Annotated in this window: 23 protein-coding genes; 9 read left to right on the top strand and 14 right to left on the bottom strand. The window is 51.8% G+C overall.

Annotated features, from left to right (window positions below):
* Nucleotides 1-18: 18 nt before the first annotated feature.
* The 7 genes from A7P96_RS02920 (at nucleotide 19) to A7P96_RS02895 (ending at nucleotide 7273) form a co-directional block, all read left to right on the top strand.
* The gene (locus A7P96_RS02920; protein ID WP_067524619.1) at nucleotides 19-552 is read left to right on the top strand and encodes an OmpA family protein; all 534 of its coding nucleotides are present in this window, start codon (nucleotides 19-21) and stop codon (nucleotides 550-552) included.
* Nucleotides 553-1027: 475 nt separating this feature from the next.
* Complete coding sequence (locus A7P96_RS02915; protein WP_067524617.1) at nucleotides 1028-2152, top strand: ABC transporter ATP-binding protein; 1125 nt, start codon at nucleotides 1028-1030, stop codon at nucleotides 2150-2152.
* Nucleotides 2153-2412: 260 nt separating this feature from the next.
* Nucleotides 2413-3387 (top strand): ABC transporter permease subunit, encoded by a 975-nt coding sequence (locus tag A7P96_RS02910; protein WP_064085101.1) that lies wholly within the window; start codon nucleotides 2413-2415, stop codon nucleotides 3385-3387.
* Nucleotides 3350-4366, top strand: coding sequence for an ABC transporter permease (locus tag A7P96_RS02905; RefSeq protein ID WP_067524615.1), 1017 nt, complete (start codon nucleotides 3350-3352; stop codon nucleotides 4364-4366). Before A7P96_RS02910 ends, A7P96_RS02905 begins: the two co-directional genes overlap by 38 nt.
* Before the next feature lie 149 nt (nucleotides 4367-4515).
* The gene (locus A7P96_RS02900) at nucleotides 4516-6192 is read left to right on the top strand and encodes a glycoside hydrolase family 19 protein (protein WP_067524613.1); all 1677 of its coding nucleotides are present in this window, start codon (nucleotides 4516-4518) and stop codon (nucleotides 6190-6192) included.
* Between the two features lie 41 nt (nucleotides 6193-6233).
* Nucleotides 6234-6689 carry a hypothetical protein gene (locus A7P96_RS10630; protein ID WP_156496249.1) on the top strand — a complete coding sequence of 152 codons (456 nt, stop codon included), beginning with the start codon at nucleotides 6234-6236 and terminating at the stop codon, nucleotides 6687-6689.
* A gap of 83 nt (nucleotides 6690-6772) precedes the next feature.
* The gene (locus A7P96_RS02895; RefSeq protein ID WP_156496248.1) at nucleotides 6773-7273 is read left to right on the top strand and encodes a hypothetical protein; all 501 of its coding nucleotides are present in this window, start codon (nucleotides 6773-6775) and stop codon (nucleotides 7271-7273) included.
* Between the two features lie 101 nt (nucleotides 7274-7374).
* On the opposite strand, the gene A7P96_RS02890 is transcribed toward A7P96_RS02895, so the two are convergent.
* The 11 genes from A7P96_RS02890 to A7P96_RS02840 form a co-directional block, all read right to left on the bottom strand.
* Nucleotides 7375-7590 (bottom strand): RNA-binding S4 domain-containing protein, encoded by a 216-nt coding sequence (locus A7P96_RS02890; protein ID WP_067524609.1) that lies wholly within the window; start codon nucleotides 7588-7590, stop codon nucleotides 7375-7377.
* Nucleotides 7591-7673: 83 nt separating this feature from the next.
* A complete protein-coding gene (gene luxS / locus A7P96_RS02885; protein WP_067441942.1) occupies nucleotides 7674-8183 on the bottom strand; it encodes an S-ribosylhomocysteine lyase in 510 nt (169 codons plus the stop codon).
* A 481-nt stretch (nucleotides 8184-8664) separates the two neighbouring features.
* Nucleotides 8665-10203 carry a murein biosynthesis integral membrane protein MurJ gene (murJ, locus tag A7P96_RS02880; RefSeq protein WP_067524607.1) on the bottom strand — a complete coding sequence of 513 codons (1539 nt, stop codon included), beginning with the start codon at nucleotides 10201-10203 and terminating at the stop codon, nucleotides 8665-8667.
* 154 nt (nucleotides 10204-10357) lie between these two features.
* A complete protein-coding gene (locus A7P96_RS02875) occupies nucleotides 10358-10561 on the bottom strand; it encodes a hypothetical protein (RefSeq protein ID WP_067449296.1) in 204 nt (67 codons plus the stop codon).
* A gap of 239 nt (nucleotides 10562-10800) precedes the next feature.
* Nucleotides 10801-11421, bottom strand: a complete 621-nt coding sequence (locus tag A7P96_RS02870) for a GDSL-type esterase/lipase family protein (protein ID WP_067524605.1) — start codon at nucleotides 11419-11421, stop codon at nucleotides 10801-10803.
* 95 nt (nucleotides 11422-11516) lie between these two features.
* Nucleotides 11517-11903, bottom strand: coding sequence for a glycine cleavage system protein GcvH (gene gcvH / locus A7P96_RS02865; protein ID WP_067524603.1), 387 nt, complete (start codon nucleotides 11901-11903; stop codon nucleotides 11517-11519).
* A gap of 190 nt (nucleotides 11904-12093) precedes the next feature.
* Complete coding sequence (locus A7P96_RS02860) at nucleotides 12094-12285, bottom strand: YqaE/Pmp3 family membrane protein (protein ID WP_067449290.1); 192 nt, start codon at nucleotides 12283-12285, stop codon at nucleotides 12094-12096.
* 56 nt (nucleotides 12286-12341) lie between these two features.
* Nucleotides 12342-13169 carry a hypothetical protein gene (locus A7P96_RS02855; protein WP_067524601.1) on the bottom strand — a complete coding sequence of 276 codons (828 nt, stop codon included), beginning with the start codon at nucleotides 13167-13169 and terminating at the stop codon, nucleotides 12342-12344.
* 158 nt (nucleotides 13170-13327) lie between these two features.
* Nucleotides 13328-14428: a glycine cleavage system aminomethyltransferase GcvT gene (gene gcvT / locus A7P96_RS02850; RefSeq protein ID WP_067524599.1), complete on the bottom strand. Its 1101-nt coding sequence runs from the start codon at nucleotides 14426-14428 to the stop codon at nucleotides 13328-13330.
* A 332-nt stretch (nucleotides 14429-14760) separates the two neighbouring features.
* Nucleotides 14761-16128: an L-serine ammonia-lyase gene (locus A7P96_RS02845; RefSeq protein WP_067524598.1), complete on the bottom strand. Its 1368-nt coding sequence runs from the start codon at nucleotides 16126-16128 to the stop codon at nucleotides 14761-14763.
* A gap of 148 nt (nucleotides 16129-16276) precedes the next feature.
* A complete protein-coding gene (locus tag A7P96_RS02840) occupies nucleotides 16277-17554 on the bottom strand; it encodes an HAAAP family serine/threonine permease (RefSeq protein ID WP_067524596.1) in 1278 nt (425 codons plus the stop codon).
* A 543-nt stretch (nucleotides 17555-18097) separates the two neighbouring features.
* Between A7P96_RS02840 and A7P96_RS02835 the strand changes: the two genes are divergently transcribed.
* Nucleotides 18098-18583 carry an Lrp/AsnC family transcriptional regulator gene (locus A7P96_RS02835; RefSeq protein WP_067441972.1) on the top strand — a complete coding sequence of 162 codons (486 nt, stop codon included), beginning with the start codon at nucleotides 18098-18100 and terminating at the stop codon, nucleotides 18581-18583.
* Between the two features lie 344 nt (nucleotides 18584-18927).
* Here A7P96_RS02835 and nrdD read toward each other — a convergent pair whose 3' ends face one another.
* Entirely contained in the window at nucleotides 18928-20781 is a 1854-nt protein-coding gene (nrdD, locus tag A7P96_RS02830; RefSeq protein WP_255361158.1) for an anaerobic ribonucleoside-triphosphate reductase, read from the bottom strand.
* A 7-nt stretch (nucleotides 20782-20788) separates the two neighbouring features.
* Nucleotides 20789-21343 (bottom strand): anaerobic ribonucleoside-triphosphate reductase activating protein, encoded by a 555-nt coding sequence (nrdG, locus tag A7P96_RS02825; protein ID WP_067524593.1) that lies wholly within the window; start codon nucleotides 21341-21343, stop codon nucleotides 20789-20791.
* Between the two features lie 567 nt (nucleotides 21344-21910).
* Here nrdG and A7P96_RS02820 point away from each other — a divergent pair.
* Nucleotides 21911-23116, top strand: a complete 1206-nt coding sequence (locus A7P96_RS02820; protein WP_067524592.1) for a hypothetical protein — start codon at nucleotides 21911-21913, stop codon at nucleotides 23114-23116.
* 399 nt (nucleotides 23117-23515) lie between these two features.
* On the opposite strand, the gene fumC is transcribed toward A7P96_RS02820, so the two are convergent.
* The gene (gene fumC / locus A7P96_RS02815) at nucleotides 23516-24910 is read right to left on the bottom strand and encodes a class II fumarate hydratase (RefSeq protein ID WP_067524590.1); all 1395 of its coding nucleotides are present in this window, start codon (nucleotides 24908-24910) and stop codon (nucleotides 23516-23518) included.
* Between the last annotated feature and the right edge of the window lie 12 nt (nucleotides 24911-24922).

Here is a 24922-nt window from a genome sequence, read left to right as displayed (position 1 = left end):
CAACAAGGATTGAATACAATGAATCAGATTACAAAAACCCTCCTCCTCACAGCCTTGGCCGCCGGTTTGAGCAGCCAAGCCGCCGCCCGCGACGTACGCCACCGCTGGTGTGCCGAAGAAGCGCCTGTTGCGCAACCCGTTGTGGCAACGCCGCAAGTTGAGCGCATCAACCTCTCGGCTGATGCCTTGTTCCGCTTCAACCAATCGGATGCTGCCGATATGTTGCCCGAAGGCAAAGCCACCCTCGACCGCTTGGCCGAAAACCTCGTTAGCCGTCAAGCTCATATCGACAGCATCACCCTCACCGGCCACACCGACCGCCTCGGCAGCGAGCAATACAACTACAACCTCGGCCTGCGGCGTGCTCAAACAGTAAAAGACTATCTGCAGGGTAAAGGCATGCAAGCCCCCATCAGCGTAGCCAGTGCCGGCGAAAGCCAGCCGGTTACCACAGCTTGTGCCGGCACTCGCGCTACTGCTGCTCTGAAAGCCTGCCTGCAGCCCGACCGCCGCGTTACCGTGGATATTTCCGGCACGGCAGCGCAAGAGTAGTTCAGCCTGGAATTGAGGCTACCTGAAAAGCAGCAGAGCGGAAGTGCCGCCAAGCTGAAATTTCAGGTAGCCTTTTCTATGCTTAAACCAGAGTATTGAATCGTTTGGAATCTTGGGCATGAGTTGAGGCTACCTGAAAAATGGAATGATGGCTTGTTGACTTGGCCGGGCAGCTTTCAGGTAGCCTTTTACAGTACCGGCATGCCTTCAGTCGGCACCACTTTCCCTACCGAATCGGCTAAAAGCGGGCGCATTCGGTTTTTTTCATTGCCCCTGCCGATGCTCTATCCTACAATTACGCTTTGCAGTCTGTGATTTATCGCTTGAAATAGAAAAAACGATACGGGGGCAAATCGCCTTGCCGCTCCAATGCCACCGTTTTACCTCGTGCCTATTTTAAACAAGCATACACAAACTGCCACTTGCGGCTTCCCGTGCGGAAGCCGGTTTGCAACTGCTGCGGAGCCCTGTGCCCATGTCTGAAAAATATATTCCTCCCCAAAAGCCCTATCTGCAAATCAAAGACGTGGTGAAAACCTACGGCGAGAATTATGCGGTGGACCACATCGATTTGGATATCGACCGACACGAAATCTTCGCCCTTTTGGGCAGTTCCGGCTCGGGTAAGTCCACATTGCTGCGTATGCTGGCGGGCATGGAAACGCCAGATCAGGGCAAGATTATTTTGGACGGGCAAGACATCACCCGCCTGCCGCCCTACGACAGGCCGATTAACATGATGTTCCAAAGCTACGCCCTGTTTCCGCACATGACGGTGGAGCAGAACATCGCCTTCGGCCTGAAGCAGGACAAAATGCCCAAAGACCAGATTACCGAACGGGTGGAGGAAATGCTGCGCCTGGTGCAGATGAGCAAATACGCCAAACGCAAGCCGCACCAGCTTTCCGGCGGGCAACAGCAACGTATTGCGCTGGCCCGCGCGCTGGCCAAACAGCCCAAACTTTTGCTGCTAGACGAGCCTTTGGGCGCGCTGGATAAAAACCTGCGCCAGCAAACCCAGCTGGAATTGGTGGATACTCTGGAGAAAGTGGGCGTAACCTGCATCATGGTAACGCACGACCAAGAAGAAGCCATGACCATGGCCACGCGCATCGCCATCATGTCGGAAGGCCAGCTGCAACAGGTGGGTACGCCGCGCGAGGTGTACGACTTCCCCAACAGCCGCTTCACCGCCGAATTCATCGGCGAAACCAATATTTTTGAAGGCCACCTGGTGGTGGATGAGGCCGACCATGCCGAAATCGACTGCCCCGAGTTGGCACAGAATATCCTCATCGACCACAGCGTGGCCGGGCCGGAGGAGCAGACCATGTGGGTCAGCATCCGCCCGGAAGACATCAATATGCACAAGGAAAAGCCGGCTAATGTGGGCGAACACAACTGGACCATCGGCACGGTGAAGGAAATCGCCTATTTGGGCAGCTTCGCCATTTATCATGTGCAGCTGCCCAGCGGGCGCATGGTGAAAAGCCAGGTGTTGTCGTCTTATTGGTATTTGGCCAACCTAGAGCCGCCCACTTGGGACGAAACCGTGTATCTGAGCTGGCCGGCCAACCAGCCCGTACCGCTCACCCGCTAAAGGCTACCTAAAAACGTAGCGAAGCGAAGTTTCTGCGAAGCGGACCGAGGCCTCCGCGGGAAGACGAGTTGCTGCGGAACTAAAGCTCGGCTTCATGAAGTTTTGGTGCAACGAAAGCAGAGTTTTGCGGAGCCAAAACGCGGTTGCAACACAGTTAAAACCAACATACCGGTTCGGCAAGGCAGCCGAACATGAAAAGGCTACCTGAAACCTGAAACCGCACTTTCAGGCCAGGGCAAGCAAGAGAGGCTACCTGAAAAATGAAATGGCAGGCTTTAAAACGCAAACTCAGCCCCGGGCAGGGGCTGGTTATCGGCATACCCTATTTGTGGCTGCTGGTGCTCTTCCTGATCCCCTTCTTCTTCGTGTTGAAAATCAGCCTGGCCGAGCAAGCCACCTCGATTCCGCCCTACACCCCGCTCTACACGGTGGACGAGGCGGCCGGGCGCGTGAATATTTCCCTGAGCTACCTGAACTACACCGGCATTTTCGATAATTTCTGGTCATCGCTGTGGCTCGGGCTCAACCCCTTTGCCGATAAATCCGGCAGCAACCTGTATGTGCACATCTACCTGCTCTCCATCAAAACTGCCATCACCACCACGCTGATTTGCCTGCTGGCCGGCTACCCCATCGCCTACGCCATCTCGCGCAGCCGCGAAAAATGGCGCAACCCGCTGCTCTTGGCCATTATGCTGCCGTTTTGGACTTCGCTGTTGCTGCGCGTGTATGCCTGGATGGGCCTGCTTTCGCAAAACGGCATCATCAACAACCTGCTGTTGCGCTGGGGCTGGATTAACCAGCCGCTGGACATGTTCTACAACAGCTTCTCGCTCAATATCGTGATGGTGTACACCTATCTGCCCTTTATGGTGCTGCCGCTGTACACCCAGCTCCTCAAGCTGGATAACCGCCTGCTCGAAGCCTCTGCCGATTTGGGTGCCGGGCCGGTGAAATCGTTTTTCTCCATCACCCTGCCGCTCTCCAAAAGCGGCATCATCGCTGGCTCCATGCTGGTGTTTATCCCGGCGGTGGGCGAATTTGTGATTCCCGATTTGGTGGGCGGGCCCGAACACCTGATGATCGGTAAAGCCCTGTGGCAGGCCTTCTTCACCCAAAACGACTGGCCGCTCGCCTCGGCCATGGCCGTGGTGATGGTGCTGCTTTTGGTGGTGCCTATCGGCCTGTTCCACCGTCATGAAGCCAAACAGCTGGAAGGAGCGCGCCGTGGCTAGAAAATCTGTATCGTCCACCTGGTTTCTGCGCATCTGCCTGTTTTTGGGGCTGGCCTTCCTCTATATCCCGCTGCTGGTGCTGGTGGTATATTCCTTCAACCGCTCCGAGCTGGTTACCGTATGGGGCGGCTTCTCCACCAAATGGTATGGCGCGCTGCTGAATAACAGCGAGATTTTGGAAGCCACCTGGCTCTCCATCCGCATCGCGCTCATTTCCTCCGCCGCCGCCGTGGTGCTCGGCACCATGGCCGCCTATGCCCTGGCGCGCATCAAACGCTTCCGTGGCAGCACCTTATTTACCGGCATGGTGTCCGCCCCCATGGTGATGCCCGACATCATCACCGGCATTTCGCTGGTGATGCTGATTTTGCAGGTGCAGGCCTTGCTGCGCGGCTCCAGCCTGAGCTGGCTGCAATTCGAGCGCGGCTGGTTCACTATCTGGCTCGGCCACACCACCCTGTGCATGGCCTACGTTACCGTGGTCATCCGCACCCGCCTGGGCGAGCTCGACCAATCCTTGGAAGAAGCCGCGCAGGATTTGGGTGCCAAGCCGTGGAAAGTTTTCTGGGTGATCACCCTGCCGCTGATCGCCCCCGCCATCGCCTCCGGCTTCCTACTCGCCATGACCCTTTCCATGGACGACCTGGTAATCACCTCCTTCCTCAGCGGCCCCAACTACACCACCCTGCCGCAGCTGATTTTCGCCAAAGTAAAACGCGGCGTGAACCCGCAGATGAACGTGCTGGCCACCTTCCTGATCACCATCATCGGCACCCTCGTCATCACTGGCAACTACTTCATGATGCGCCGCGTAAACAAACGCGACCGCGAAGCCGCCCTGGCCTATAAACAAGCCCAAGAAGCCGCAGCGGCAACAGCCACCCCGCCGCCCTCCGCGCTGATTGAAGCCGAAGAGGCTGCGCAGAGAGAAGATACAGCTGACGAAACAGCCGATACCGGCAGTACACCACCGGGATAACAAACTGGCCGCAGATGTGACTTATTGCAAATAAATGCCAATATTTACAGTATATTGATTGCCATCCGCCATGAAGAAGCCTATATTGAAGGCTACCTGAAACCTTTTTTCAGGTAGCCTTCAAATACATCTGCAGAAAGGGAAAGAATATGGCAACCATCCATGCAAATACCCAACTGAAAACCGGCAACACCGTAAACGGCCTGAGCGGCCTGAAAGATTGCGAAAGCGGACGCTGTTTGAATTTGAGATTAGACGGCAAGGCCGTGGCACCACGGGGCTGGAAATCCGTCTGCCAACCGCCCGAATCAGATTATTACTTCACTTTGGAAGGCAGTGTAGGCAAGTTCTGGCCGTCTGCCGGACATAGACGGATGCTACCAAAAACCAGTTTCCGAACCCGGCAGGAAATGATTGCTGCCGCAGAAACTTTCTATGGGAAGTATTTCACGAAAAATAGAACCAGTCAGCCCCACAATGGCGAAGCGGAAGATCCTGGCTCATCCATTGCAGAGCAAATGAGAACTCATGAATCTGGTGCAATCACAAACAATACTTTTCGCGAGCCGCCGAAAGATCCGGGTTTCAAATATAGTGTCGTTTCTGCCGTTTGCTGGTTTGGTAAAATTAGTTGTTCCGCCTCATACGCCGATAAAGAGATATGCCGGAAACCCGCTTTGGAAACCTGGCCGAAAGAAACCTGTTCCGAATTAATCTACGATGCCGCCTCCGGCCGTTTCAAGCCCGCCTGCGCCCAACACGATCCGTACCTGCCCGAGAGCCTGAAAAACGAACGCCGCTGCCTGAGCCTGTGCGATACCGAAGGCAACTGCGTAATCATCCGCCGCACCGAGCGCGGCATTGAGTTGTGGCAGGAAAAATACAAACAGCGCGCGCTGATTGATCCGGCTACGGGGAAGGTGTTGGGTGTTAAATATGAGAAAAATCGGATTGTTAAGGAGTTAAAGCTTACTTTCAATGATATAGAAATTAAACATAATATTATCAAACGGATTATTCGAATTGGTGAGCAGGCTGTATTATCGGCATCACAGTCAATTACTGTAAAGCTGGAGGGTGGTATTAAATTAATCAAACAGCATGACACACAAATTCTTATATCTGGTGAAAAAGTTGGGCGGGCTATACTTAACGCAGATAGCTTGTGTGAAAACCGGAAAATAGAGCTAGATGTAAAACCAAGCTTCAAAGAAGAATATTTAGCAGCCCTTTGGCCTGCGTTGGAAGATGCCGGAATTACTAGAAATAAGAACGAATTGGCGGCATTTTTAGCTAGTTCTGACGTTGAAACACATGGTGGAACCAGTATGCGAGAGAAGCTTGGTTATTCGCTAGAAAGATGGAGAGAGCTGGCTAAAGAGCGGAATCAGAAAAATATTCAAAACTGGCTAAATAGACATGCAGTAAATACTGAAGTAGATTTTGCTCAAATATCTATTGAGGATCAGTTAAATATTATGTATGAGGGCATGAATGGTAACGTCGAGTTTGGCGATGGGTATAAATTTCGTGGTCGAGGTGGTTTTCATCTGACAGGAAGAGGAAATTATTATGCCTTTGCTAAGTATGTTAATAGAATGGATATTATGGATAACCCTGACTTATTGGCGACAGATCCAGATTTGGCAGTAAAGAGTGCCATTTGGTTTTGGACGAAATACCGGCCTGAATTACCAGAGCTGGCACGGCAAGGTGATTATAAACGTGTGCGACGAATAGTTAATGGAGGTACTATTAACATGGTTGAATATAATAGGCTAATTCAAGGTTATTTAAGCGGTAAGGGAGCTTTAATCAGGCAATAATATACTTCTATTATCATTAAATATTTGTTTGTGAGGGATTTATGAAAACAGTATTGCTAGCTTATATGTACGTAATAAGCTCTTTTATACAGGCGGAAATAAAAAAGCCAGAAGCATTGGCTATAACAGTTTTTTCCTGTACAACAGTTGATGGGAAACAATTGGCAATTTATCAAAAAGATGATAACTATAATAGTTTTGGCCGTCCCAATCACCCTGAATTGGTTTTCAGTAATCCGAAACAAGATGTTTTAGAAAGGAGCTTGGATAATACAAAAACCGGTGGCTCCGAATTGTGGGGTGAGAAAAATATGATAAATGGTCGCTATAGCTATAGTGTATTTTGGGCTGTGAATAAATGGGATAATGATGTGATTGTAGGAGTTGATATTTCAATGGAAGGAAATTTAGATACTGTGCGTGGTGATCTAAATTTTTCTTCGGCTCGAATTCTTTGTGATAAGAATAAGCCGATTTACACTTATCCTGGATCGTGATTAGGGGATAAGTTGTGCAAGGAGGCTACCTGAATTTTTCAGGTAGCCTATAAAAGTTCTACTGTGAATATGAAAGGATGGATATGCCTAGATTTGTTTTTTCTATACTTTGTGTGCTGATAATGCAGCAAGCATATCCAGAAGTTGTTTTGTACAATCAACATATGCCAATCTCAATTTGCGGCAGCAATGTAGATGGAGCGGAATCGGTTGCCAAACAACAGGCGGCTTTGCAACAATTTTCCAGAAGCAGTTTGTTGCTGTTGAAAAACGAGGCTCCACCTTCGGCAGCAGGCAGGCAAAAATTATTGCCCGTTATGCCTGAAGAGCAGTTGAATCAGCGATACCCAAGCTGTTCTGCCTATCTGCAAGCGAGGTATCGGAATCTGGCGGATGCGGCGGCGCAAAATAAGCAGGGAGGAAACGGGCAACGGGATATTTTAACGTACTTTATGCTTTCCGTTTACCATTGGCGGGATTCACAAACGAAGGCGATGAATCCGGCATTTAAGGCAATCATGGATGATGTGTTAAAGGATAACCGGCCTTTGAGAGATTATATTTTGCAGGAATTGGAAAATTAAGTTGAGAGAAAGGCTACCTGAAAGCGCAGCTTCAACGGAGTTAAAACGCAGCACAGCGGAGTTCCTACGAAGCTAAATTTCAAGTAGCCTTTATTGCAGCGCTATTCCTGCACTTCAATCGCGCTGCCGCTATCCAACTCGATGATTTCGCCGGCGACGATTTTGGCGGTTTTGCGGGTTTCGGTTTCGCCGTTGCGGCGCACGCGGCCTTCGGCGATCCAGGTTTTGGCTTGGCCGCCGCTGTCGGCCAGGCCGGTGAGTTTGAGGAGGTCACACAGGGCGATGTGTTCGTGGCCGTTGAGGGAGAAGGTTTGCATGGCTTTCGTTTCGAATATTTGGTTTGGCGGGCGATAGAGGCTACCTGAAAAATATGTTTCAGGTAGCCTCTTTGTTTGGCTATTTATAGCTTGCCGAGAATGTCTTCGCTCAGGGCGAGGTCGGCATTTTTATTGATGCCGATCTGGCGGGCGAGGATGTTGCGGGCGATTTGCTGGGCTTCTTCGAGGGAGTGCATGCGGTAGGTGCCGCATTGGTATTCGTTCAGCTCGGGGATTTGGCTTTGGTCTTGCACGTTTAAAATATCCTGCATGGCGGCTTGCCAGGCGGCGACCACGGCTTCTTCGCTTGGGGTGCCGATGAGGCTCATGTAGAAGCCGGTGCGGCAGCCCATGGGGGAAATGTCGATGATTTCTACGTTTGCGCTGTTGAGGTGATCACGCATGAAGCCGGCAAACAGGTGTTCCAGCGTGTGGATGCCTTTTTCGGGCAGGATTTCTTGGTTTGGCACACAGAAGCGCAGGTCGAACACGGTGATGTCGTCGCCTTTTGGGGTGCGCATGTTTTTGGCCACGCGCACGGCGGGGGCGTGCATACGGGTGTGGTCTACGGTGAAGCTGTCGAGCAGGGGCATGGCGGTTCCTTTGTGTGTTGGAATTGCGAAGACGGTATCATACCATTTTCACTTGTGGCTTGAAAAAATGTATGCTTTGTGCAGGATTTTGCCTCTTTCTTAACCATAAACAAGGGCAATGTCGTAGAGCTTAGGTAGTCCATTGGTTACTCTGGGCATTCTGGCAATTTTTTTAGACTTCCTCAACCGTGTACCGAAAGTATTGGCCTGGATTTATAACTGGGGCGCTAACGTAGGGCATTAAAATTGCGCTTCTCGCAGTGGGCGGCGTGCTGTGGCTGATTGACTGCGATCAGGAAAAGTGTCCGGCCTCGGTAGAAGAAGAAAACGATTAAGCGTGTTCCTCTGCAACGATAAAATCCGCCGGCACGCCATCATGCCTGCCAGCGGATTGTTTTGCTTGGATTGGGCGTTTGAACTACGTTGAAGCTGCGCTTTCAGGTAGCCTGTTTGATTAAGAGGCTACCTGAAATCTCCAGAACTACATTTCCCGCCGCTTGAAGTGGCGCGGCCGAAAGCCCAGCAACCCAAGCGTGGCAAAATACAGCACCATGCCGAAGCCGATCAGCGCAAACAGCTGCCCCGTGCGCCGCAAGCCGCCCACGCGCACCCACTCCAGCGCCACATAATGCTGTACTGCCCAAAGTCCGCCGGCCATCACGGCCAGCGCAATCGCCAACTTCAGCAAAAACGCGCGCCAGCCCGCCTTGGGCTGATACATCTCTTTAATCCGCAACAATAAAAACAGGAACGCCGCATTGATACACGCGCCCAGGCTGATGGATAAGGCCAGCCCGGCATGCTGCAGCTTCCACACAAATATCAGGTTCATCAGCTGCGTGCACACCAGCGTTACAATCGCCACCTTCACCGGCGTTTTGATGTTTTTCTGCGCGTAAAACCCCGGCGCCAGCACCTTAATCAGAATCAGCCCCAGCAGGCCCACCGCATAGGCAATCAGCGCCTGTTGCGTCATCTGTGCGTCGTGCACGCCGATTTTGTTATACATAAACAGCGTGGCCACCAGCGGGAAGGCCAGCACCGCCATGCCCACCGCCGCCGGCGCCGTAAGCAGCAGGCACAGACGCAAGCCCCAATCCAACAGTGCGGAAAATTCCCGCTTGTCGCCCGTGGCCGCGTGTTTAGACAGCCCCGGCAGCAGAATTGTGCCCAGCGCCACGCCCAACACACCGGTGGGCAGCTCCATCAGCCGGTCGGCAAAATACATCCACGATACGCTGCCGCTTTGCAAGTACGACGCGATATTCGTGTTGATCACCAACGACACCTGCGCCACCGACGTGCCCAAAATGGCCGGCGCCATCTGTTTGATTACGCGGTTTACCGCCGGATCGCCAAAACGCAGCTTCGGTATTTTCAAAAAGCCCAGCTTAAACAGCCAAGGCAGCTGGAAACTCAGTTGCAGCACCCCGCCGCAAAACACGCCCCAGCCCAAAGCCATCACCGGCTGCTCAAAATGCTTCGCCCCCAGCAGCGCAAAGCCGATGAGCGACACATTCAGCAACACCGGCGTGAAGGCCGGCACGGAAAACTTGCCGTAAGTGTTGAGAATGCTGCCCACTAAAGACGACAGTGAAATCAGCAAAATGTAGGGGAAAATAATCCGCAAGAGCTGCGAAGCCAGCACAAACTTCTCCGGCTTGCCGCCCCAGCCGCTGGCCGTGGCCCAAATCACCGCCGGTGCCGCCAGCACGCCGATGGCGGTAACGATGAGCAGCGCAAACATCAGCATCCCCGCCACATGCTGCACAAATTCCTGCGTTTCTGCCGGCGATTTCTTCTGCCGGTATTCCGCCAAAATCGGCACAAAAGCCTGCGAAAACGCCCCTTCGGCAAAAATGCGGCGCAGCAGGTTGGGCAGGCGGAAGGCCACCACGAATGCGTCCATCGCAATGCCCGCACCGAAAATCCGCGCCAGCACCGCATCGCGCACAAAACCGAGCACCCGCGACAGCATGGTCATGCTGCCGATTTTCGCCAACGCGCTAAGAAGGTTCATGCTTTATTACCTATAGATAAAACGGGCGCAAGTGTACCGCAAGCAGCCGCTTTTGTGGGAGGGAGCGAAGAAAAGGTTACCTGAAAGCATCGGCTTTAACGAAGTTAAAACTGTTTTGCGGTTTTCAGGTAGCCTCAAAATATGGGCAGCAGGATTAGCCGGGCTTGGGCAATGCGGCCGATAAAATCAGGGAGGAGATGGCACCGACTAAGGCAAATACCGGTCCGAATATGGGCAAGGCCTCGCCTGCACCGTTATCACTAGGCAGAATAGCGAAGACAAGAAAAAACAGTGAAATGCCGGCAAAGTAAACACCGCCGTCGATTAACGCCGACAGCAGCTCGCCGGCAAACAGCATTCAGCCGACCATTTCCAGCCCCAGGTTAATGCGAAACCGGCAACCATAAGCAACAGAACCAGCGGAAAGCCCAAAAATACCTGCATGACAGTATAGCGGCTGTAGAGGGATACCATACGCGTAAACTTTCATCTAACTCTGATGGTGTTTTTATCTTGATTCATCGGCAATTCTTTTAATGTGACAAACGCACGGCTTAGTTTGGGACGAAACTTTTTCAGGTAGCCTCAACAGCAGTTTTAAGCAAAACCCTGTTCTTTTAAAAAGGCATACAGCTTTTCGGCAAACAGGCGGTAGCCGGCGGCGTTGGCGTGAATTTGGTCGGATTTCAAATCTCGGTCACCGAGGATTTCCGACCACGCGCCGCTCATCAGGGGGAGGCGGTATTGTTCGGCTATTTCCCGGTAAAGCGGGTGGTCGCTGAGTTTGCCGAACAGTGCGCCTACGGTGAAATGGGGGATGGCCACCAGCACGGCGTGGATGTTTGCGGCCTGCACGGTTTGGATAATTCTGCCGATGTTGGCGCGGGTGGTGCTTTCGGGCAGTTTGCGCAGGAAGTCGTTGCCGCCGATGCTGATAATAACGAGTTTGGGCTGCCGTTGCATAAGCCCGGGCAGACGGGCGAGGGCATCGGCTGTGGTGTCACCGGATACGCCGCCGTTAATGATTTTCCAACCGGTGAGCTCAGCCAACTGCATAGGGTAGGCGGCAGCAGGGGCGGCACCATAGCCGTAAGTGAGGGAATCTCCCAGAGCGAGTACGGTACTGTCTTTGGGAAGGGTCTGGGTGCGGTTGCGGCGCTTGCCGCAGGCGGCCAAGGCGAGGATGGCGCTGCTGAGGAGGAATTGTCGTCTGTTCATGGATGTGTGGGCTTCAGGTAGCCTTTTGGCAAACCTGCTGCGGGCGGAAATGGAAAACAGCCTGAAAGCCAACTTTCAGGCTGTTGTTTACCTAGTTAGGCAATTTCGGCAGCGTATTGCTCTGCGTTCATTAGGCTGTCTAAGTCGGCAGGGTTGACAGGCTTGATGCGGAAGAACCAGCCTTCGCCGTAGGGGTCGCTGTTTACGGTTTCGGGCGCATCGGGCAAGGCTTCGTTTACGGCCACGACTTCGCCGGCAATAGGGGCGTACACGTCGGAAGCGGCTTTCACTGATTCCACTACGCCGGCTTGGTCTTCGGCGGCGAGCGATGCGCCCACTTCGGTCAATTCAACGAATACGATGTCGCCCAAAAGCTCCTGTGCGTGGTGGGTTACGCCCACGGTTACGCTACCGTCGGCTTCGGCGCGCAGCCATTCGTGGCTGGAAACGTATTTGAGTTCGGCGGGAATATTGTTGCTCATGGTTTTTCTCCGTAATTAGAAGGTGGGCTGACGTAAGGTCATTCACATTATACAGGTTTTGCCTGTATTGGGTTTGCGCTGACGCAAGGCTACCTGAAAAACAGCATCTTGCACTGAGCAAATTCGTGGTGTGTGTTGAACGGGCTTACGCTTTTGCTTAGCTTCGTTGAAACTGTGCTTTCAGGTAGCCTTATTTATCTTGTAGGGCACGGCGGATTTTCTGGTCGGTTTTATATTGGCTCAGGGCATACACCGACCAAATGGCGGCGGGAATCCAACCGATGAGCGTGAGTTGCAACAGCAGACAGATGACGCCAGAAATGGGTTTGCCGATGGTGAAAAATTGCAACCAGGGCAGAAGCAGGGCGAGGATGAGACGCATAGTGGGTTTCCTTTCTTATGTGGTGTGGTAAAGCGAATATTTTCAGGTAGCCTGCACTACTGCTTGGGTGGGTTTAACGCCCTGTGCAATGCCTGCTGCCTTTCGGACGGCCAGCTGGCGGTATATTTCTCTACTAGTGCTTTGATATGAGGATATTGCTGCATGTTCGAGCCGAGCGACCAGCGGGCGGCACCATAGGTTAGGATTTTTTCAGCATCTTGCTGAGTGGGGTTGGCCGGCTTTTCATCAAGTAGCTTAGCATTATCGGCCACATAATCGACGATGCGGTATACGTATTCAGGCTGTCCAGTAGCGTAGAAGCTTGCCCAGTGGATATCGAGAGTTACCGGCGCGAGATTCAAGCGTAAGAAGCTTTCTGCAGTCAGTGTGGGGGCGGACAATACTTCTTGGTACTCAGGAGGCAGATCAAGCTGACCAAGACACTTTCTGCTATCCGGCGTGCCGGAGAGTTGGAATATCAGAATAAGTTGGTTATTCGGATGCTGCTGTCGCAATTCTTGGCACCAAACCATGGTTTGATCCGGATGTGTTGCCAAGATTTGTGCCGCCCAAACAGATAGGTTATTGAACGGACCGGGCTTAGCTCCGGGCGTGGTCATCATTGGATCGTTCAAACCTTGATGGAGAATGGCCAGCGCGCGCTTTAAACCAGGGTCTGGAGTTTGATAATACACGGGAACGGCATCGCTCCACGATCCCTCAAGCACCACGGGCGCGGAAACGGCTTGCACTTGGGTAGGTGCTTCAGCAACAGAAGCAGCAGGAATAGAGGTGACTGTCGGAGTAGGATGGTTATCTTGCGGCGAACAGGCACTTAAACCGATAGTTGCCAACAGAAGGGGAGTCAGCTGGAGTTTGTACATATTGGATTCTTTGATAAAAGGGCAAAATAGTTTTTTAGCTTTGTAGAAACTTCGCCCACACCTTATGCAGACTTCTTTTGAACTACGTCAAAGCTTTGTTTTCAGGTAGCCTGCGTGCCAGATTGATGCAACAGGCTACCTGAAAAACCTAACCGCGTTTAATCAAACTGCTTCTGGCCGTTGCGCACGAAGGGCAGTTTCAATACGCGCACATCCACTTCTTTGCCGCGAATCAACACTTTGGCGGTATCGCCTTCAAAGTCTTTGGGCACGCGGGCGATGGCGATGGATTGTTTGAGGCTGGGCGAGAACACGCCGCTGGTGGTGATGCCTTTGCCTTCTGGGGTGACCACTTCCATATGCTCGCGCAGTATGCCGCCTTTGGCTAAGAGCAAGCCAACCTGTTTCACGCTCACGCCTTTTTCTTTCAGGGCCACCAGCGGGGCTTTGCCGACGAAATCGCGGGCTTCGTCTTTCAAATCCACCGTCCAGGCCATGCCGGCTTCGAGCGGACTGGTGTTGTCGTCCATGTCGTTGCCGTAGAGGTTCATGCCGGCTTCCATGCGCAGGGTGTCGCGCGCACCGAGACCGCAGGGTTTCACGCCGGCCTGTTGCAATGCTTTGAAGAAAGCCTCAGCTTCGCTGCCGGGCAGAATCACTTCCACACCGTCTTCGCCGGTGTAGCCGGTGCGGGCTACGAACCAATCATTGCCCAAATCGGCGCTTTGGAAGGGCTTGAGGCTGTTTACGATGTCAGCCCATTCAGGTTTCACGGTGAGCAGCTTAGCCACGGCTTTGGGGCCTTGTACGGCGAGCATGGCCAAATCATAACGGGGTGTAAGCTTAATGCTGAATTCGGCGCCGATTTTTTGGAACTGGGCGGAGTCTTTTTCGCGGGTGGCGCCGTTGGATATGATGCGGTATTGCGTTTCGGCTTCGTTGCCGCGATAAACGATGAGGTCGTCGATTACTCCGCCTTGGTCGTTGAGCATGGCGGAGTAGAGGGCTTTGCCAACAAAGGCGAGTTTGGCCACATCGTTGGCCAGCAGTTTCCGGAAAAAAGCCTTGGCTTGCTCGCCGGATACATCGGTTACGAGCATATGGGATACGTCGAACATGCCAGCATCGGTGCGTACAGCTTCGTGCTCGGCGATTTGCGAGCCGTAATGGATGGGTAGCTCCCAGCCAGCAAAATCAACCAGCTTGGCGCCCGCATCTTGATGGGCTTGGTAGAAAGGGGTAGTTTTGATCGCAGGCATGATTTCAGAGTCTCCATTGGGCGGTAATAAAAGTAGCTTCTCTAATCGGTTTCGGGTATCTGAGATTTTCAGCGAATTTGCCGATTCTTCAGTGGGCACTGTACGCTGCTCTCTGGATGAAGCTGTTTCAGGCAGCCTAGCAGACAGGCCGACACATAAGGGACTTGGGAAGCAAGTTTACCCCCAACGGATGATTCCTCTTTAATCATCGCAAAGAAGACCTGTATCAACTCTTGCTTAAAGATGTTGCGGAATCATCCGTGGGGTATAGACCCCATTTAATAACCCCCAGTTATCTAGGATAGCTTCTTTAATGAAAGCAGGTTGCAATGTTAATTGCAGACAATCTTGATTGCCAAGCCTCCTTGTGATGTTTCGCGGTATTTGGCGTCCATATCCTTACCGGTTTCATACATGGCATCAATCACTTTGTCCAAGTCGACATATGGCGTACTGGCGCGGCGCAGAGCCATACGTGCAGCATTGATGGCTTTTACTGAACCGATGGCATTACGTTCGATGCAAGGAACCTGCACTTGGCCGCCTACTGGATCACAAGTGAGACCAAGACTATGCTCCATGGCGATTTCTGCTGCGCTGCAAACGCGTTCGGGCGTACCGCCTAAAATTTCCGCCAACCCTGCCGCTGCCATTGAACAGGCTACGCCGACTTCGCCTTGGCAGCCTACTTCCGCTCCCGAAATAGAGGCATTCATTTTATAGAGCGATCCAATAATGCCCGCGGTGAGCAAATAGCGGTCGATGATTTCGGGGGTGAGCGGTTCGACAAATTTGTCGTAATACATCAAAACGGCAGGCACGACACCGCACGCACCGTTGGTCGGGGCAGTTACCACGCGGCCACCGGCGGCATTTTCTTCGCTTACCGCTAGAGCATACATATTTACCCAGTCTATAATCTGCATCGGGTCGTTGCTGAGGCTTTTATTAGCAGAAAGCCAGCGGTGAAGCCCTGTGGCGCGACGGACGACTTTTAGTGGGCCTGGCAACACGCCTTCAGTTGCCAAGCCATGCTTCATGCAGTCGGACATGGTTTGCCAGATGTATTGCAGGTATTCTCCAACTGCTTCTTCGCCATGCAATGCCACTTCATTTTGATACATCAGATTGGAAATGGACAAACCGTTGTCGTTGCAGTACTTGATAATGTCTTTGGCGTTTTTATAAGGGAAGGGGACTTCAATTGTTTGTTTTTCTTCAGCGCCGAAATGCGCTTCGTCAACAATAAAACCGCCGCCGATGGAATAATAAGTTTGGCGGTAGCCTTCTTTTTCGTCTTTATCAAAGGCTGTGATGGTCATGCCGTTTTCATGCAGAGGCAAAAAATCGTTATGGAACAACATGTCTTCGGCGTATTGGAAGCGTACTTCGTGTTCGTTTAATGCCACAGCCAGTTTGCCGCTTGCTTTAACGTTTTCAACAAAAATCGGAATCAAATCGATATCGACGTTATGCGGCAAATAACCAGCCAACCCCATAATGATGGCAGTATCCGTCCCATGACCCAAACCGGTCATGGATAATGAACCATATACGTCAATGCGGATATGCTCTATCTGCTTCAATTTGCCTTGAGCGCACAAATCGTCAATGAATTGTTTGCCTGCTTTCATCGGACCGACAGTGTGTGAGCTCGAAGGACCGACCCCAACTTTAAAAATATCGAATACACTAATCATGGCACTGCTCACTTATCTTTAGGATACGGCTTTATAAAGCCGGAATGGTATTTGTCTGAGAGGCCGTCTGAGAAACCTCTTGCTTCACATGACCATAAAACATTTGAACAGATGGTTTTCAGATGGCCTGAATACGGTTACAGCTTATTTAAGCAATTAGGTTATAGATAATATTGGATATTGCAATCAAGCCCATTACCACCACGAAGATATTGCTGAATTTGCCTTGGAACCGTTTCATTGCCGGTACTTTTCTGACGGCGTACATTGGCATAATGAACAGGATCATAGCAATAATGGGGCCGCCCAGCGACTCAATCAAGCCCAAGATGCTCGGATTGATGATGGCAACAACCCACAAAGTAATCAGGAAGAACAGAGCAGAGTAGAGGTTCAGTTTTTTATGATTGATGGCAGTATCCGAGCCGGCATCGCGTTTAAGCTTGATAAACAAGCCTTCCAAACCCTCGCGCGCACCCATATAGTGGCCGAAGAAAGAGCTGGCAATAGCTAGAAATGCAACAAACGGACCTAAATAGGAAATGTAAGGATTGTCGAATTTATTGGCGAGGAACGACAGAATCGAAATATTTTGTTCTTTTGCCAGGGCCAGCTCAGACGGCGTTAAAGTCAATACGCAACTGAACACGAACAGCATCACGAAAACCAATAACACGGTGGCAGTGCTGCGCAGGGTGTTGCTGGCATGCTGGTCTGTTAATTCGGCATCTTGGTATTCTCGTTGTTGGGACAAAACGAAAGAAGAAATGGCCGGCGAATGGTTGAAGGAAAAAACCAACACGGGTATCGTAATCCATAAGGTGGTTAAAAACGCGCCCGCGCTCGGAATATTGGTAAGCGAAGAAGTATTCCATTCAGGAATCAGGTATACCGATAAGATAAACAGAATAAATACCAGCGGATATACCAGCCATTCGGTTACTTTCAAAACGATACGCTCACCCAACAACAGCACACCGATTAACGAAGCAATCAAAATGAATGACAACAAGGCCCGCGGAGGAGAGGCCATGCCGAGCTGGTTGACGAGAAAGGAGTCTACGGTATTGGTGATGCCGTTACCGTAAATCAGCAAAATGGGGAAAATGGCAAAGAAGTAGAGCAGGGTAATTAATTTGCCGGCAGTTTTGCCGAAGTGCTCTTCTACTACTTCGGTAATATCGCTGCCGGGCTTGGCGGAAGAAAGTACAAAACGCGCCAACCCCCGATGGGCGAAATAAGTCATCGGGCCGACAATAATGGCCATGGCAACAAGCGGCCAAAATCCGCTCATGCCTGCATTGATCGGAAGGAACAGCACACCAGCGCCCACGGCGGTGCCGAATAGGTTTAGTATCCAAACCAAGTCAAATTTATTCAATTTCGAAGAGACCGTTTGCTGGTGGCTTGAATGCTGTGATTTCATCTTAAAACCTCCAAATAAATGTTTTATTCCAAAAAATTTTACTGAACTCAGGAATCTGTATTATCAAAAATATCAAAAGTCTATCATTATTTAGGACCGATCCTCCCAAGTCATTAATAAAAATAACAGTTGAAATGGGCTTGCAGCATTCTACCTGGGCAATTGTGCCTTTGGTGCCGTTGTTAATTTTTGTTAACAATTCTCCTGCAAACTCATCAAATTATTACCTGAAATCGGGTTTTGAGGCAAGATTTGTTTACTGAGCGTGAGGTATTTTAGTGATTTGTAGAGCTTAGGGCCTATTGCTTCATATCGAATTCAACTAAAAATGCTCAGATATTGAATAGCTAGGTAAGATATTTCTCTATAATTGGAAATTATAGCGGATTATTCCAACATATTTACAATATAATAATCGACCAGATATTTGCTGTGTATAGCCAGTAAACCAGCTACAAGTCGGAGTGGTTGCTTTCCTAGTTGACAGCTTGGGCTGGCACACATACAGTCTCTGACTCAGTAGTATGATTGGATACCGAAATCATGACCATATCTGTTTCGCTTGACAAAATCGACCTGAAAATAATTCAGGCCTTGCAACACAACGGCCGACTGAGCAACGTTGAACTGTCCGAACGTGTTGCTCTTTCCCCTTCTCCCTGCCTGCGCCGACTCAAGCAATTGGAGTCCACCGGCATTATCCAGGGTTATGCTGCCTTGGTTCATCCTTCCACCGTGGCTCTCGGCCTGCAGGTGTTTATCCGCGTATCGGTGGATAAAAGCAACCATCTGCGCGATGGCTTTGCCGATTCTGTGAGCAATTGGCCGCAGGTGCTGCGCTGTTTTGCACTCACTGGCGAAACCGACTATATGCTGCACGCTTTTTTCGCCGACATGGCAAGCTTCTCCCAATTCATCCTAGACACCCTACTGGCGCACCCGGGCGTGGTGGATGCACGTTCCAGCTTTGTACTGCAGGAAGTGAAAAATTCCACCGTGCTGCCATTGGACCATTTGCAAATGGATTAGGATAGTTATTACCAGATATTGTGTACTTAGAGAGAGTAAAATTTCAGGTAGCCTTTAATATATGGGCTGCCTGATTTTTTTGTGCGGGCAGTTTGGATTTCAGGGAGGCTCCTTTATTGTAGCTACCTGAAAAGTTCATCTTAATTGCAGATAGTTTCATAATAGCCTCACGCGGCAGCAGGGCAGCACTATCCTACGCCACTATTCCATTTTTCCTACCCATAAAAAGGCACACCGCAAAAGCGGTGTGCTTAAAATTTTCAGATAGCCCGGAGGTGGAGGAGAAGCTACCTGAAAATGCTGTCTAGCGGATTAAATCGCTATCGGCGTAATCACAGCATCCTCTAGGCCACTTGCCGCCATTTCTGCTGCTGCTCGCGGTGGTAGTGCCTGAGCGTGTGTTCTTTGCGCCGCCCGCTTGAGAAGGCGGAAACGCGTTTCAGGTAACCGATGACGCGGGTGCCATGGTCAATATCGTGCGAACCACAGGTGGAACAGGCGTGCAGGGTGCGTTTGTCGATGTGGCCGCATTTGTTGCAGATGGTGATGCGCACATTCACGCAGAAGTAGTTGCAGCCAGTTTGCGCGGCGATGTCCAGCAACGAGCGGTAGCCGGATGCGGGCAGGGCTTCGTCCAGGTTCAGGTGCAGCGCGGAGCCGCCGTCGAGCCAGTCCACCAGTTCTTTGCCGTGCAGCAGGAATTTGTCGAGCGCGTTGATTTCTTCGTCTTCAACAACGTAGAAATAGGAGTTGTAGCATTCGCGGCTGACTTTGTAGCCGTCGGCCTTGTCCCATTTGGCGTTTTTCACGCCAAGGTTTTCGGCAGGGACAAATTCGGTGTTGAACTTCACGCCGTAGTGTTTGCTGGCGGCTTGGTTGGCTTCAAATATGGTTTTCAGACGGCCTTGGACGAAGTTGATGTAGTCGTCGTTGTAGCCGACTTTGATGCCTTGCGATTCGGCGGCTTCCGCCATGCCGTTGATGCCAATGGTGAGGAACTGTTTGTCCAGCGTGATGAAGCCTGCGTCATAAACGGGCAGCATTCCGGCGGCTTGGTATTCTTCCATCAGTTTGCGGTAGGCGTATTGGTATTTGTGGATTTTGGCGACTTCTGCGGCAAGGTCGCGCCCGTCTTGTTCCAGCCGGTTCATGTTGATGGTGATGACGTTGATGGAACCAGTCGCCACACCGCCCGCGCCGAGGGTGTAGCTGAACGTGCGGTCTTCGATGGCGTTGCGCAGGCGGCAGCAGGAAGCCAACGAATCGGGGTTGTCGGAAAGATAGACGAAGAAGGAATTGCCTTCCGCCAATTCTTTCGCCATTTCGTCGGCAAACACGGTGTCTTTGCATTTGCCACCGTCGGTCAGCATGGCGGCGGTAACGACGGGAAAGGTCAAAACGGCTTTGCTGCGCTCCTGATTGAACCATTTGAGGAAGAAGTTTTGCAGCTTCGCCACGCTCGCCCACACGGGTTTGCTGAGATCGGGAAAGACGAAATCGCCAAACATCGCGTCGAAATAGTATTGGTCGTAAACGGAAATATTCCAGAACACGCTCTGATAACCACGCGCTGCGGCGGGCTGGTTGATGCTGTACACCACCTGCTGCATGTGGTTGGCGATTTCTTTGCCGTGGGTTTCCAAATAATTATCGCCGTAGTCTTTGCGGGCAAAGTGGTCGAAATAGGTCAAAAATTCCACTGTCGCTACCGCGCCGGCAAACTGCGCACTGATGGCAAACACGAGGTTGATAAATGAACCGCAAAACGATGCCAGATGTTGCGGTGCTTTGGATTCGCCACCGAGTTTGCTTAAACCATCCAGCAGGAAGGGATACAGCGTGGCCGACACGCAATAGGGTTTCAGGCTGGTTTCGTCGTGCACATAGATTTCGTGTGCTTCTATTTGGCGCAGATATTCGTTTGCCACAGATTGATCGAAAATCTCAGCAATTTTGCGCGACACCTGGGCGCGGTTAATCTGCACGAAAAAGTCTTTCATCAGCTCGGCTTCCATCGTGGCGATGTTTTTCTGCGTTACGTTGGCGTTGGCGTCCATTTTCGAGCCGTCCGCGGCGTTTTGCGCGCTGATGTAGTCGTGCATGAACTGCAGTTTGCCGTTTAACCGTTCGGAATCTAGCCGGATCATGGGTTTACTCTCCTCATTGACAGTGTTAGTGGGGACGAAAGGGGCGAATATTCAGCCGTTAGGCCGATTGAAAATGCAGACTACCGGCCGCCAGCGGCGGTTGTTGCACTAAGGGGATGACGGGGCGGCGGGGCGCGGCCTGCTCGTCGATAAACAGATGGTTGAGCACCTCGCCGGTGCGCAAATCGATGAAACGCTGATTGGTGTGCGGGCTTTCCAGGCCGCCGAGTTCCATTTTCCAGCGGCCGGTTTTGAGATAGGTGAGCTGCGGGATGATGGCGATGGAGGTGCGTTCCAGCTCGTCTTGCTCCAGGCCGGTGTAGAGGCAGGTGCGCAGGCCGGCTGCACGCACGGTTTCCAAGAGCGGCAGCAGTTTTTCAGGTAGCCATTCGCCGCCCATAAACAATACGCAGCTAATCAGCCCGCGATAGCGTGCCAGGCGGCTTTGCAGGTATTCGGCAGTCAGTTCGGTGCCCAAACTGCCCTTCCAACTGTCGGCGCTGTGGCAGCCTTTGCAGCGCAGCGGGCAGCCGGAAAACAGAAATGCCAGCGACACTTCGCCCGGCACTTCCTGCCAAACGATCTGCTCACGGGTAAAATTCAGCGTTTCCATAGCCCTATCCTTAAAAATACAACATATAGTGCGATAAATTTTTTAAAACACTATATGTTGTGGTGAATTGTCCTGCTTTCGCAGGAAAAACGCAAGCGGCTGCGCCGTTAAATCGGGTTAATTACGAATGCCTTTAAATGAGAACAGCCTCTGAAGGGCAGGAAGATTTTTGTGCAAACAAGAGTTTGTACCCATCCATCATGCAGGGAAAACTGAATCCCTATCTCTCTTCGACAGACACAGAATTTGACTTAGCTCAAAAGTGCACAGGGCTTGTGGTAGACAGGGGAATGGTTACATGGAGGCGAAGCTTCAACACAATTAAAACGCAACGCAGTTTCTGCAGGGAAAACTTCAGGCAGCCTTCAACGTATCAGTCAAAACATACATACCCGAGCAAATTAGTTGGAAAATTTAACGCAATCATGCATAATGCTGCAAAATTTTGCATATAGCGGATGAATACGCTTCCACTGCGACGTTAGCATGCCTTGTATCGAAAACGCATTCCTTTGCTATAACCCTCTTGGCAAAATTTATTTCTCCTCCAACAAAAGGAAACAACCCATGAAAAAACTCGCCCTGCTGCCAATTTTGGCCGCCCTCTCCCTATCCGCCTTTGCTGCCGACAATTACCTCACCAGCCAAGCATCCAACCACACTGAAACCATCAAAAATGAAGACTCTGCCGCACAGCAGCTGTTTCAGCGCAGCATCCGCCTGGAAGAAGGCCAAAGCAACACCACCACACTGGATGTAAAAGCCGGCCAGGTATACACCGTGTTTGCCGACTGCTCCGTGAACTGCTCCAACATCAAATTCAGCGTTACCCAAGGCCGCAACACCCTATTCCGTAAAAACCGTGGCGACGGCTCCCGCTTCACCTGGCAGGCCGAACGCGACGGCCGTGTGGAACTCAACACCGAAATGACCGAGTGCTCACGCAGCCGCTGCCGCTCCATGTTGCAAGTGTTTAGCGGCGGCAAAGTAGGCAACAGCGACAACGCAGGCCCCTCCTTGGAAGCCGCACAAAAAGCCACCCGTGAGACGCAGCAAGCTCTCGACAAAAACATCCACGAACTGCCCCTGATTAGCGGCCAACTCACCGACAGCCAAAACCGTAGTGTGGAAATCGAGCTCACCGCCGGCAAGTATTACAGCGTGTTCGGCCGCTGCGACCAATCCTGCGAAGACCTCGATCTCACCCTCAGCGCCAATGGCAAAACCATCGCCTCCGACACCGACAGCGACGACGCACCCCAACTGAGCTTCAAAGCTGAGCAAGGCGGCCGCCACCAGCTCAACATCAGCATGGAAGACTGCAACAACAACTCCTGCGCCTACTCCGTGCAAGTGTTTGAAAGCAGCACCGAAACCGATCCCTCCCTGCTGCGTGCCCAGCAAAGCAACGTGAACATCGTGAAAAACTACGACCCGGCCGCCCGCGTGTTCCTCCTACGCCAGCAACGCCTTGCTGCCGGCCAGAGCCACACCGAGCAAGTTAACCTCACCGCCGGCAAAGCCTACACTTTCTATGGCGACTGCGACGACAACTGCTCCGACATCGACCTCACCGTACGCCTCAATGGCCGCGTGGTGAAACAAGACGTATTGGGCGACAGCGTGCCCCTGTTCAGCTACCGCCCTGCCCGCAGCGGCCGCTACAGCGTAACCCTACCGATGAAAGCATGCTCCGCTGCCACCTGCGCCGCCAGCATCCACATCTTTGAAGGCACCAAAATGGTGTACGACAACAATGGCCGCAACCGCTAACAAACTGAGCCGTCAGTAATCACAAGCAAAGGCTACCTGAAAGCGCAACGCAGCGAAGTTTCTGCGAAGCCAAACTTTCAGGTAGCTTTTTAGATTGCACTCAACAGTTACCCTCGGGCAACAATAGCTAAAGCACTTATTGCTTCATACCGAGTAGCGAGCCGCCGTAGTACGGCAAAGCTTGCCGATACAGTATACAGAAATAAGTGCTTTAACTATGGCCATACCGCCCGATCCAACACACCGCAAACCGGCATAGTCATACCGATACACATATCATCAAAAGGCTACCTGAAAATCCAAACAAACACTTTTCAGGTAGCCTTTCTGCCGTGCAAACAACAAACAAAATAAAGCGCATACTGCTTCCAATATACGCTTCTTCCTACCTCACCAAACTTATTTCAAACTGCCTACCATATCGGCAGGACGTACCCAGTCGTCAAACTGCTCGGCGCTCAAGAGGCCGGATTTCACAGCTTCTTCGCGCAGGGTGGTGCCGTTTTTGTGGGCGGCTTTGGCTATTTTGGCAGCATTTTCGTAGCCGATTTTGGTGTTCAACGCGGTAACCAGCATCAATGAATTGTCGAGCTGCTGTTTGATGCGCGGCAGATTGGGCTCAATGCCGGCTGCACAGTGTTCATCAAACGATATGCAGGCATCGGCTAAAAGCTGCGCCGATTGCAGGAAGTTGGCAGCCATCACGGGTTTGAACACGTTGAGCTGGAACTGGCCCTGCGTGCCGGAAAAGGAAATGGCGGTATCGTTGCCCAACACTTGGGCGCACACCATGGCGAGGGCTTCGCACTGGGTGGGGTTGACTTTGCCTGGCATGATGGAGGAGCCAGGCTCATTCTCGGGAATCAGGATTTCACCGATACCGGAACGCGGGCCGGAAGCCAACAAACGGATATCGTTGGCAATTTTATAAAGCGACACAGCCAGCTGCTTCAATGCACCGTGGGTTTCCACAATGGCATCGTGCGTAGCCAATGCTTCGAATTTGTTCGGCGCGGTAACAAAGGGCAGGCCGGTGAATTTGGCGATATAGAAAGCTACCTGAACATCATAGCCTTTGGGCGTGTTCAGGCCGGTACCCACGGCGGTGCCGCCTAAGGCAAGCTCGGCTAAGTGCGGCAGGGTGTTTTCCAAGGCACGGATGCCATAGGCAAGCTGGGCGGCATAGGCGGAAAATTCTTGACCGAGGGTAAGCGGGGTGGCATCCATCAGATGGGTACGGCCGATTTTCACCACAGCGGCAAATTCCTCGGCTTTGGCAGCCAAGGTTTTTTGCAGGCGCTTAACAGCGGGCAGGGTGTGCTGCACTACCTTTTGGTAGGCGGCAATGTGCATGGCAGTAGGATAGGTATCGTTGGAAGACTGGGATTTGTTTACGTCGTCATTGGGGTGGATAACGCTTTTCTTGCCCAATTTGCCGCCGTTCAACACGTGAGCACGGTTGGAAATGACTTCGTTCAAATTCATGTTGGACTGTGTGCCGGAGCCGGTTTGCCAAATCACCAGCGGAAACTCTTCATCCAGCTTGTGCGCCAAAATTTCGTCACAGGCGGCAGCAATCAGATCGCGCTTCTCAGCAGGCAATACACCCAAGTCGGCATTGGCAAAAGCAGCTGCTTTTTTCAAATAGGCAAAGGCTTCAATGATTTCATGCGGCATGGAAGCAGCCGGGCCGATTTTGAAGTTGTTGCGTGAGCGCTCGGTTTGCGCGCCCCAATACCGGTTGGCCGGCACCCTTACTTCTCCCATGGTATCTTTTTCAATGCGAAATTCCATCACACAGCTCCT

Source organism: Eikenella sp. NML03-A-027 (assembly GCF_001648395.1).
In the GTDB taxonomy this organism is placed as follows: Bacteria; Pseudomonadota; Gammaproteobacteria; order Burkholderiales; family Neisseriaceae; genus Eikenella; species Eikenella exigua.
The sequence above is the reverse complement of the archived record's forward strand: the minus strand, read 5'-3'. Positions and strand labels throughout refer to the sequence as shown.

What these genes read in the sequence shown, in the direction of transcription:
- gcvH (WP_067524603.1), bottom strand. Translation starts at nt 11,903, where the DNA reads ATGAGCAACAATATTCCCGCCGAACTCAAATACGTTTCCAGCCACGAA.
- gcvT (WP_067524599.1), bottom strand. Translation starts at nt 14,428, where the DNA reads ATGCCTGCGATCAAAACTACCCCTTTCTACCAAGCCCATCAAGATGCG.
- A7P96_RS02820 (WP_067524592.1), top strand. Translation starts at nt 21,911, where the DNA reads ATGAAAAAACTCGCCCTGCTGCCAATTTTGGCCGCCCTCTCCCTATCC.
- A7P96_RS02855 (WP_067524601.1), bottom strand. Translation starts at nt 13,169, where the DNA reads ATGTACAAACTCCAGCTGACTCCCCTTCTGTTGGCAACTATCGGTTTA.
- A7P96_RS10630 (WP_156496249.1), top strand. Translation starts at nt 6,234, where the DNA reads ATGAAAACAGTATTGCTAGCTTATATGTACGTAATAAGCTCTTTTATA.
- nrdG (WP_067524593.1), bottom strand. Translation starts at nt 21,343, where the DNA reads ATGGAAACGCTGAATTTTACCCGTGAGCAGATCGTTTGGCAGGAAGTG.
- A7P96_RS02870 (WP_067524605.1), bottom strand. Translation starts at nt 11,421, where the DNA reads ATGAACAGACGACAATTCCTCCTCAGCAGCGCCATCCTCGCCTTGGCC.
- fumC (WP_067524590.1), bottom strand. Translation starts at nt 24,910, where the DNA reads ATGGAATTTCGCATTGAAAAAGATACCATGGGAGAAGTAAGGGTGCCG.
- A7P96_RS02845 (WP_067524598.1), bottom strand. Translation starts at nt 16,128, where the DNA reads ATGATTAGTGTATTCGATATTTTTAAAGTTGGGGTCGGTCCTTCGAGC.
- A7P96_RS02920 (WP_067524619.1), top strand. Translation starts at nt 19, where the DNA reads ATGAATCAGATTACAAAAACCCTCCTCCTCACAGCCTTGGCCGCCGGT.
- A7P96_RS02895 (WP_156496248.1), top strand. Translation starts at nt 6,773, where the DNA reads ATGCCTAGATTTGTTTTTTCTATACTTTGTGTGCTGATAATGCAGCAA.
- A7P96_RS02835 (WP_067441972.1), top strand. Translation starts at nt 18,098, where the DNA reads ATGACCATATCTGTTTCGCTTGACAAAATCGACCTGAAAATAATTCAG.
- A7P96_RS02900 (WP_067524613.1), top strand. Translation starts at nt 4,516, where the DNA reads ATGGCAACCATCCATGCAAATACCCAACTGAAAACCGGCAACACCGTA.
- A7P96_RS02875 (WP_067449296.1), bottom strand. Translation starts at nt 10,561, where the DNA reads ATGCTGTTTGCCGGCGAGCTGCTGTCGGCGTTAATCGACGGCGGTGTT.
- luxS (WP_067441942.1), bottom strand. Translation starts at nt 8,183, where the DNA reads ATGCCCCTGCTCGACAGCTTCACCGTAGACCACACCCGTATGCACGCC.
- A7P96_RS02910 (WP_064085101.1), top strand. Translation starts at nt 2,413, where the DNA reads ATGAAATGGCAGGCTTTAAAACGCAAACTCAGCCCCGGGCAGGGGCTG.
- A7P96_RS02840 (WP_067524596.1), bottom strand. Translation starts at nt 17,554, where the DNA reads ATGAAATCACAGCATTCAAGCCACCAGCAAACGGTCTCTTCGAAATTG.
- A7P96_RS02890 (WP_067524609.1), bottom strand. Translation starts at nt 7,590, where the DNA reads ATGCAAACCTTCTCCCTCAACGGCCACGAACACATCGCCCTGTGTGAC.
- A7P96_RS02915 (WP_067524617.1), top strand. Translation starts at nt 1,028, where the DNA reads ATGTCTGAAAAATATATTCCTCCCCAAAAGCCCTATCTGCAAATCAAA.
- murJ (WP_067524607.1), bottom strand. Translation starts at nt 10,203, where the DNA reads ATGAACCTTCTTAGCGCGTTGGCGAAAATCGGCAGCATGACCATGCTG.
- A7P96_RS02905 (WP_067524615.1), top strand. Translation starts at nt 3,350, where the DNA reads ATGAAGCCAAACAGCTGGAAGGAGCGCGCCGTGGCTAGAAAATCTGTA.
- A7P96_RS02860 (WP_067449290.1), bottom strand. Translation starts at nt 12,285, where the DNA reads ATGCGTCTCATCCTCGCCCTGCTTCTGCCCTGGTTGCAATTTTTCACC.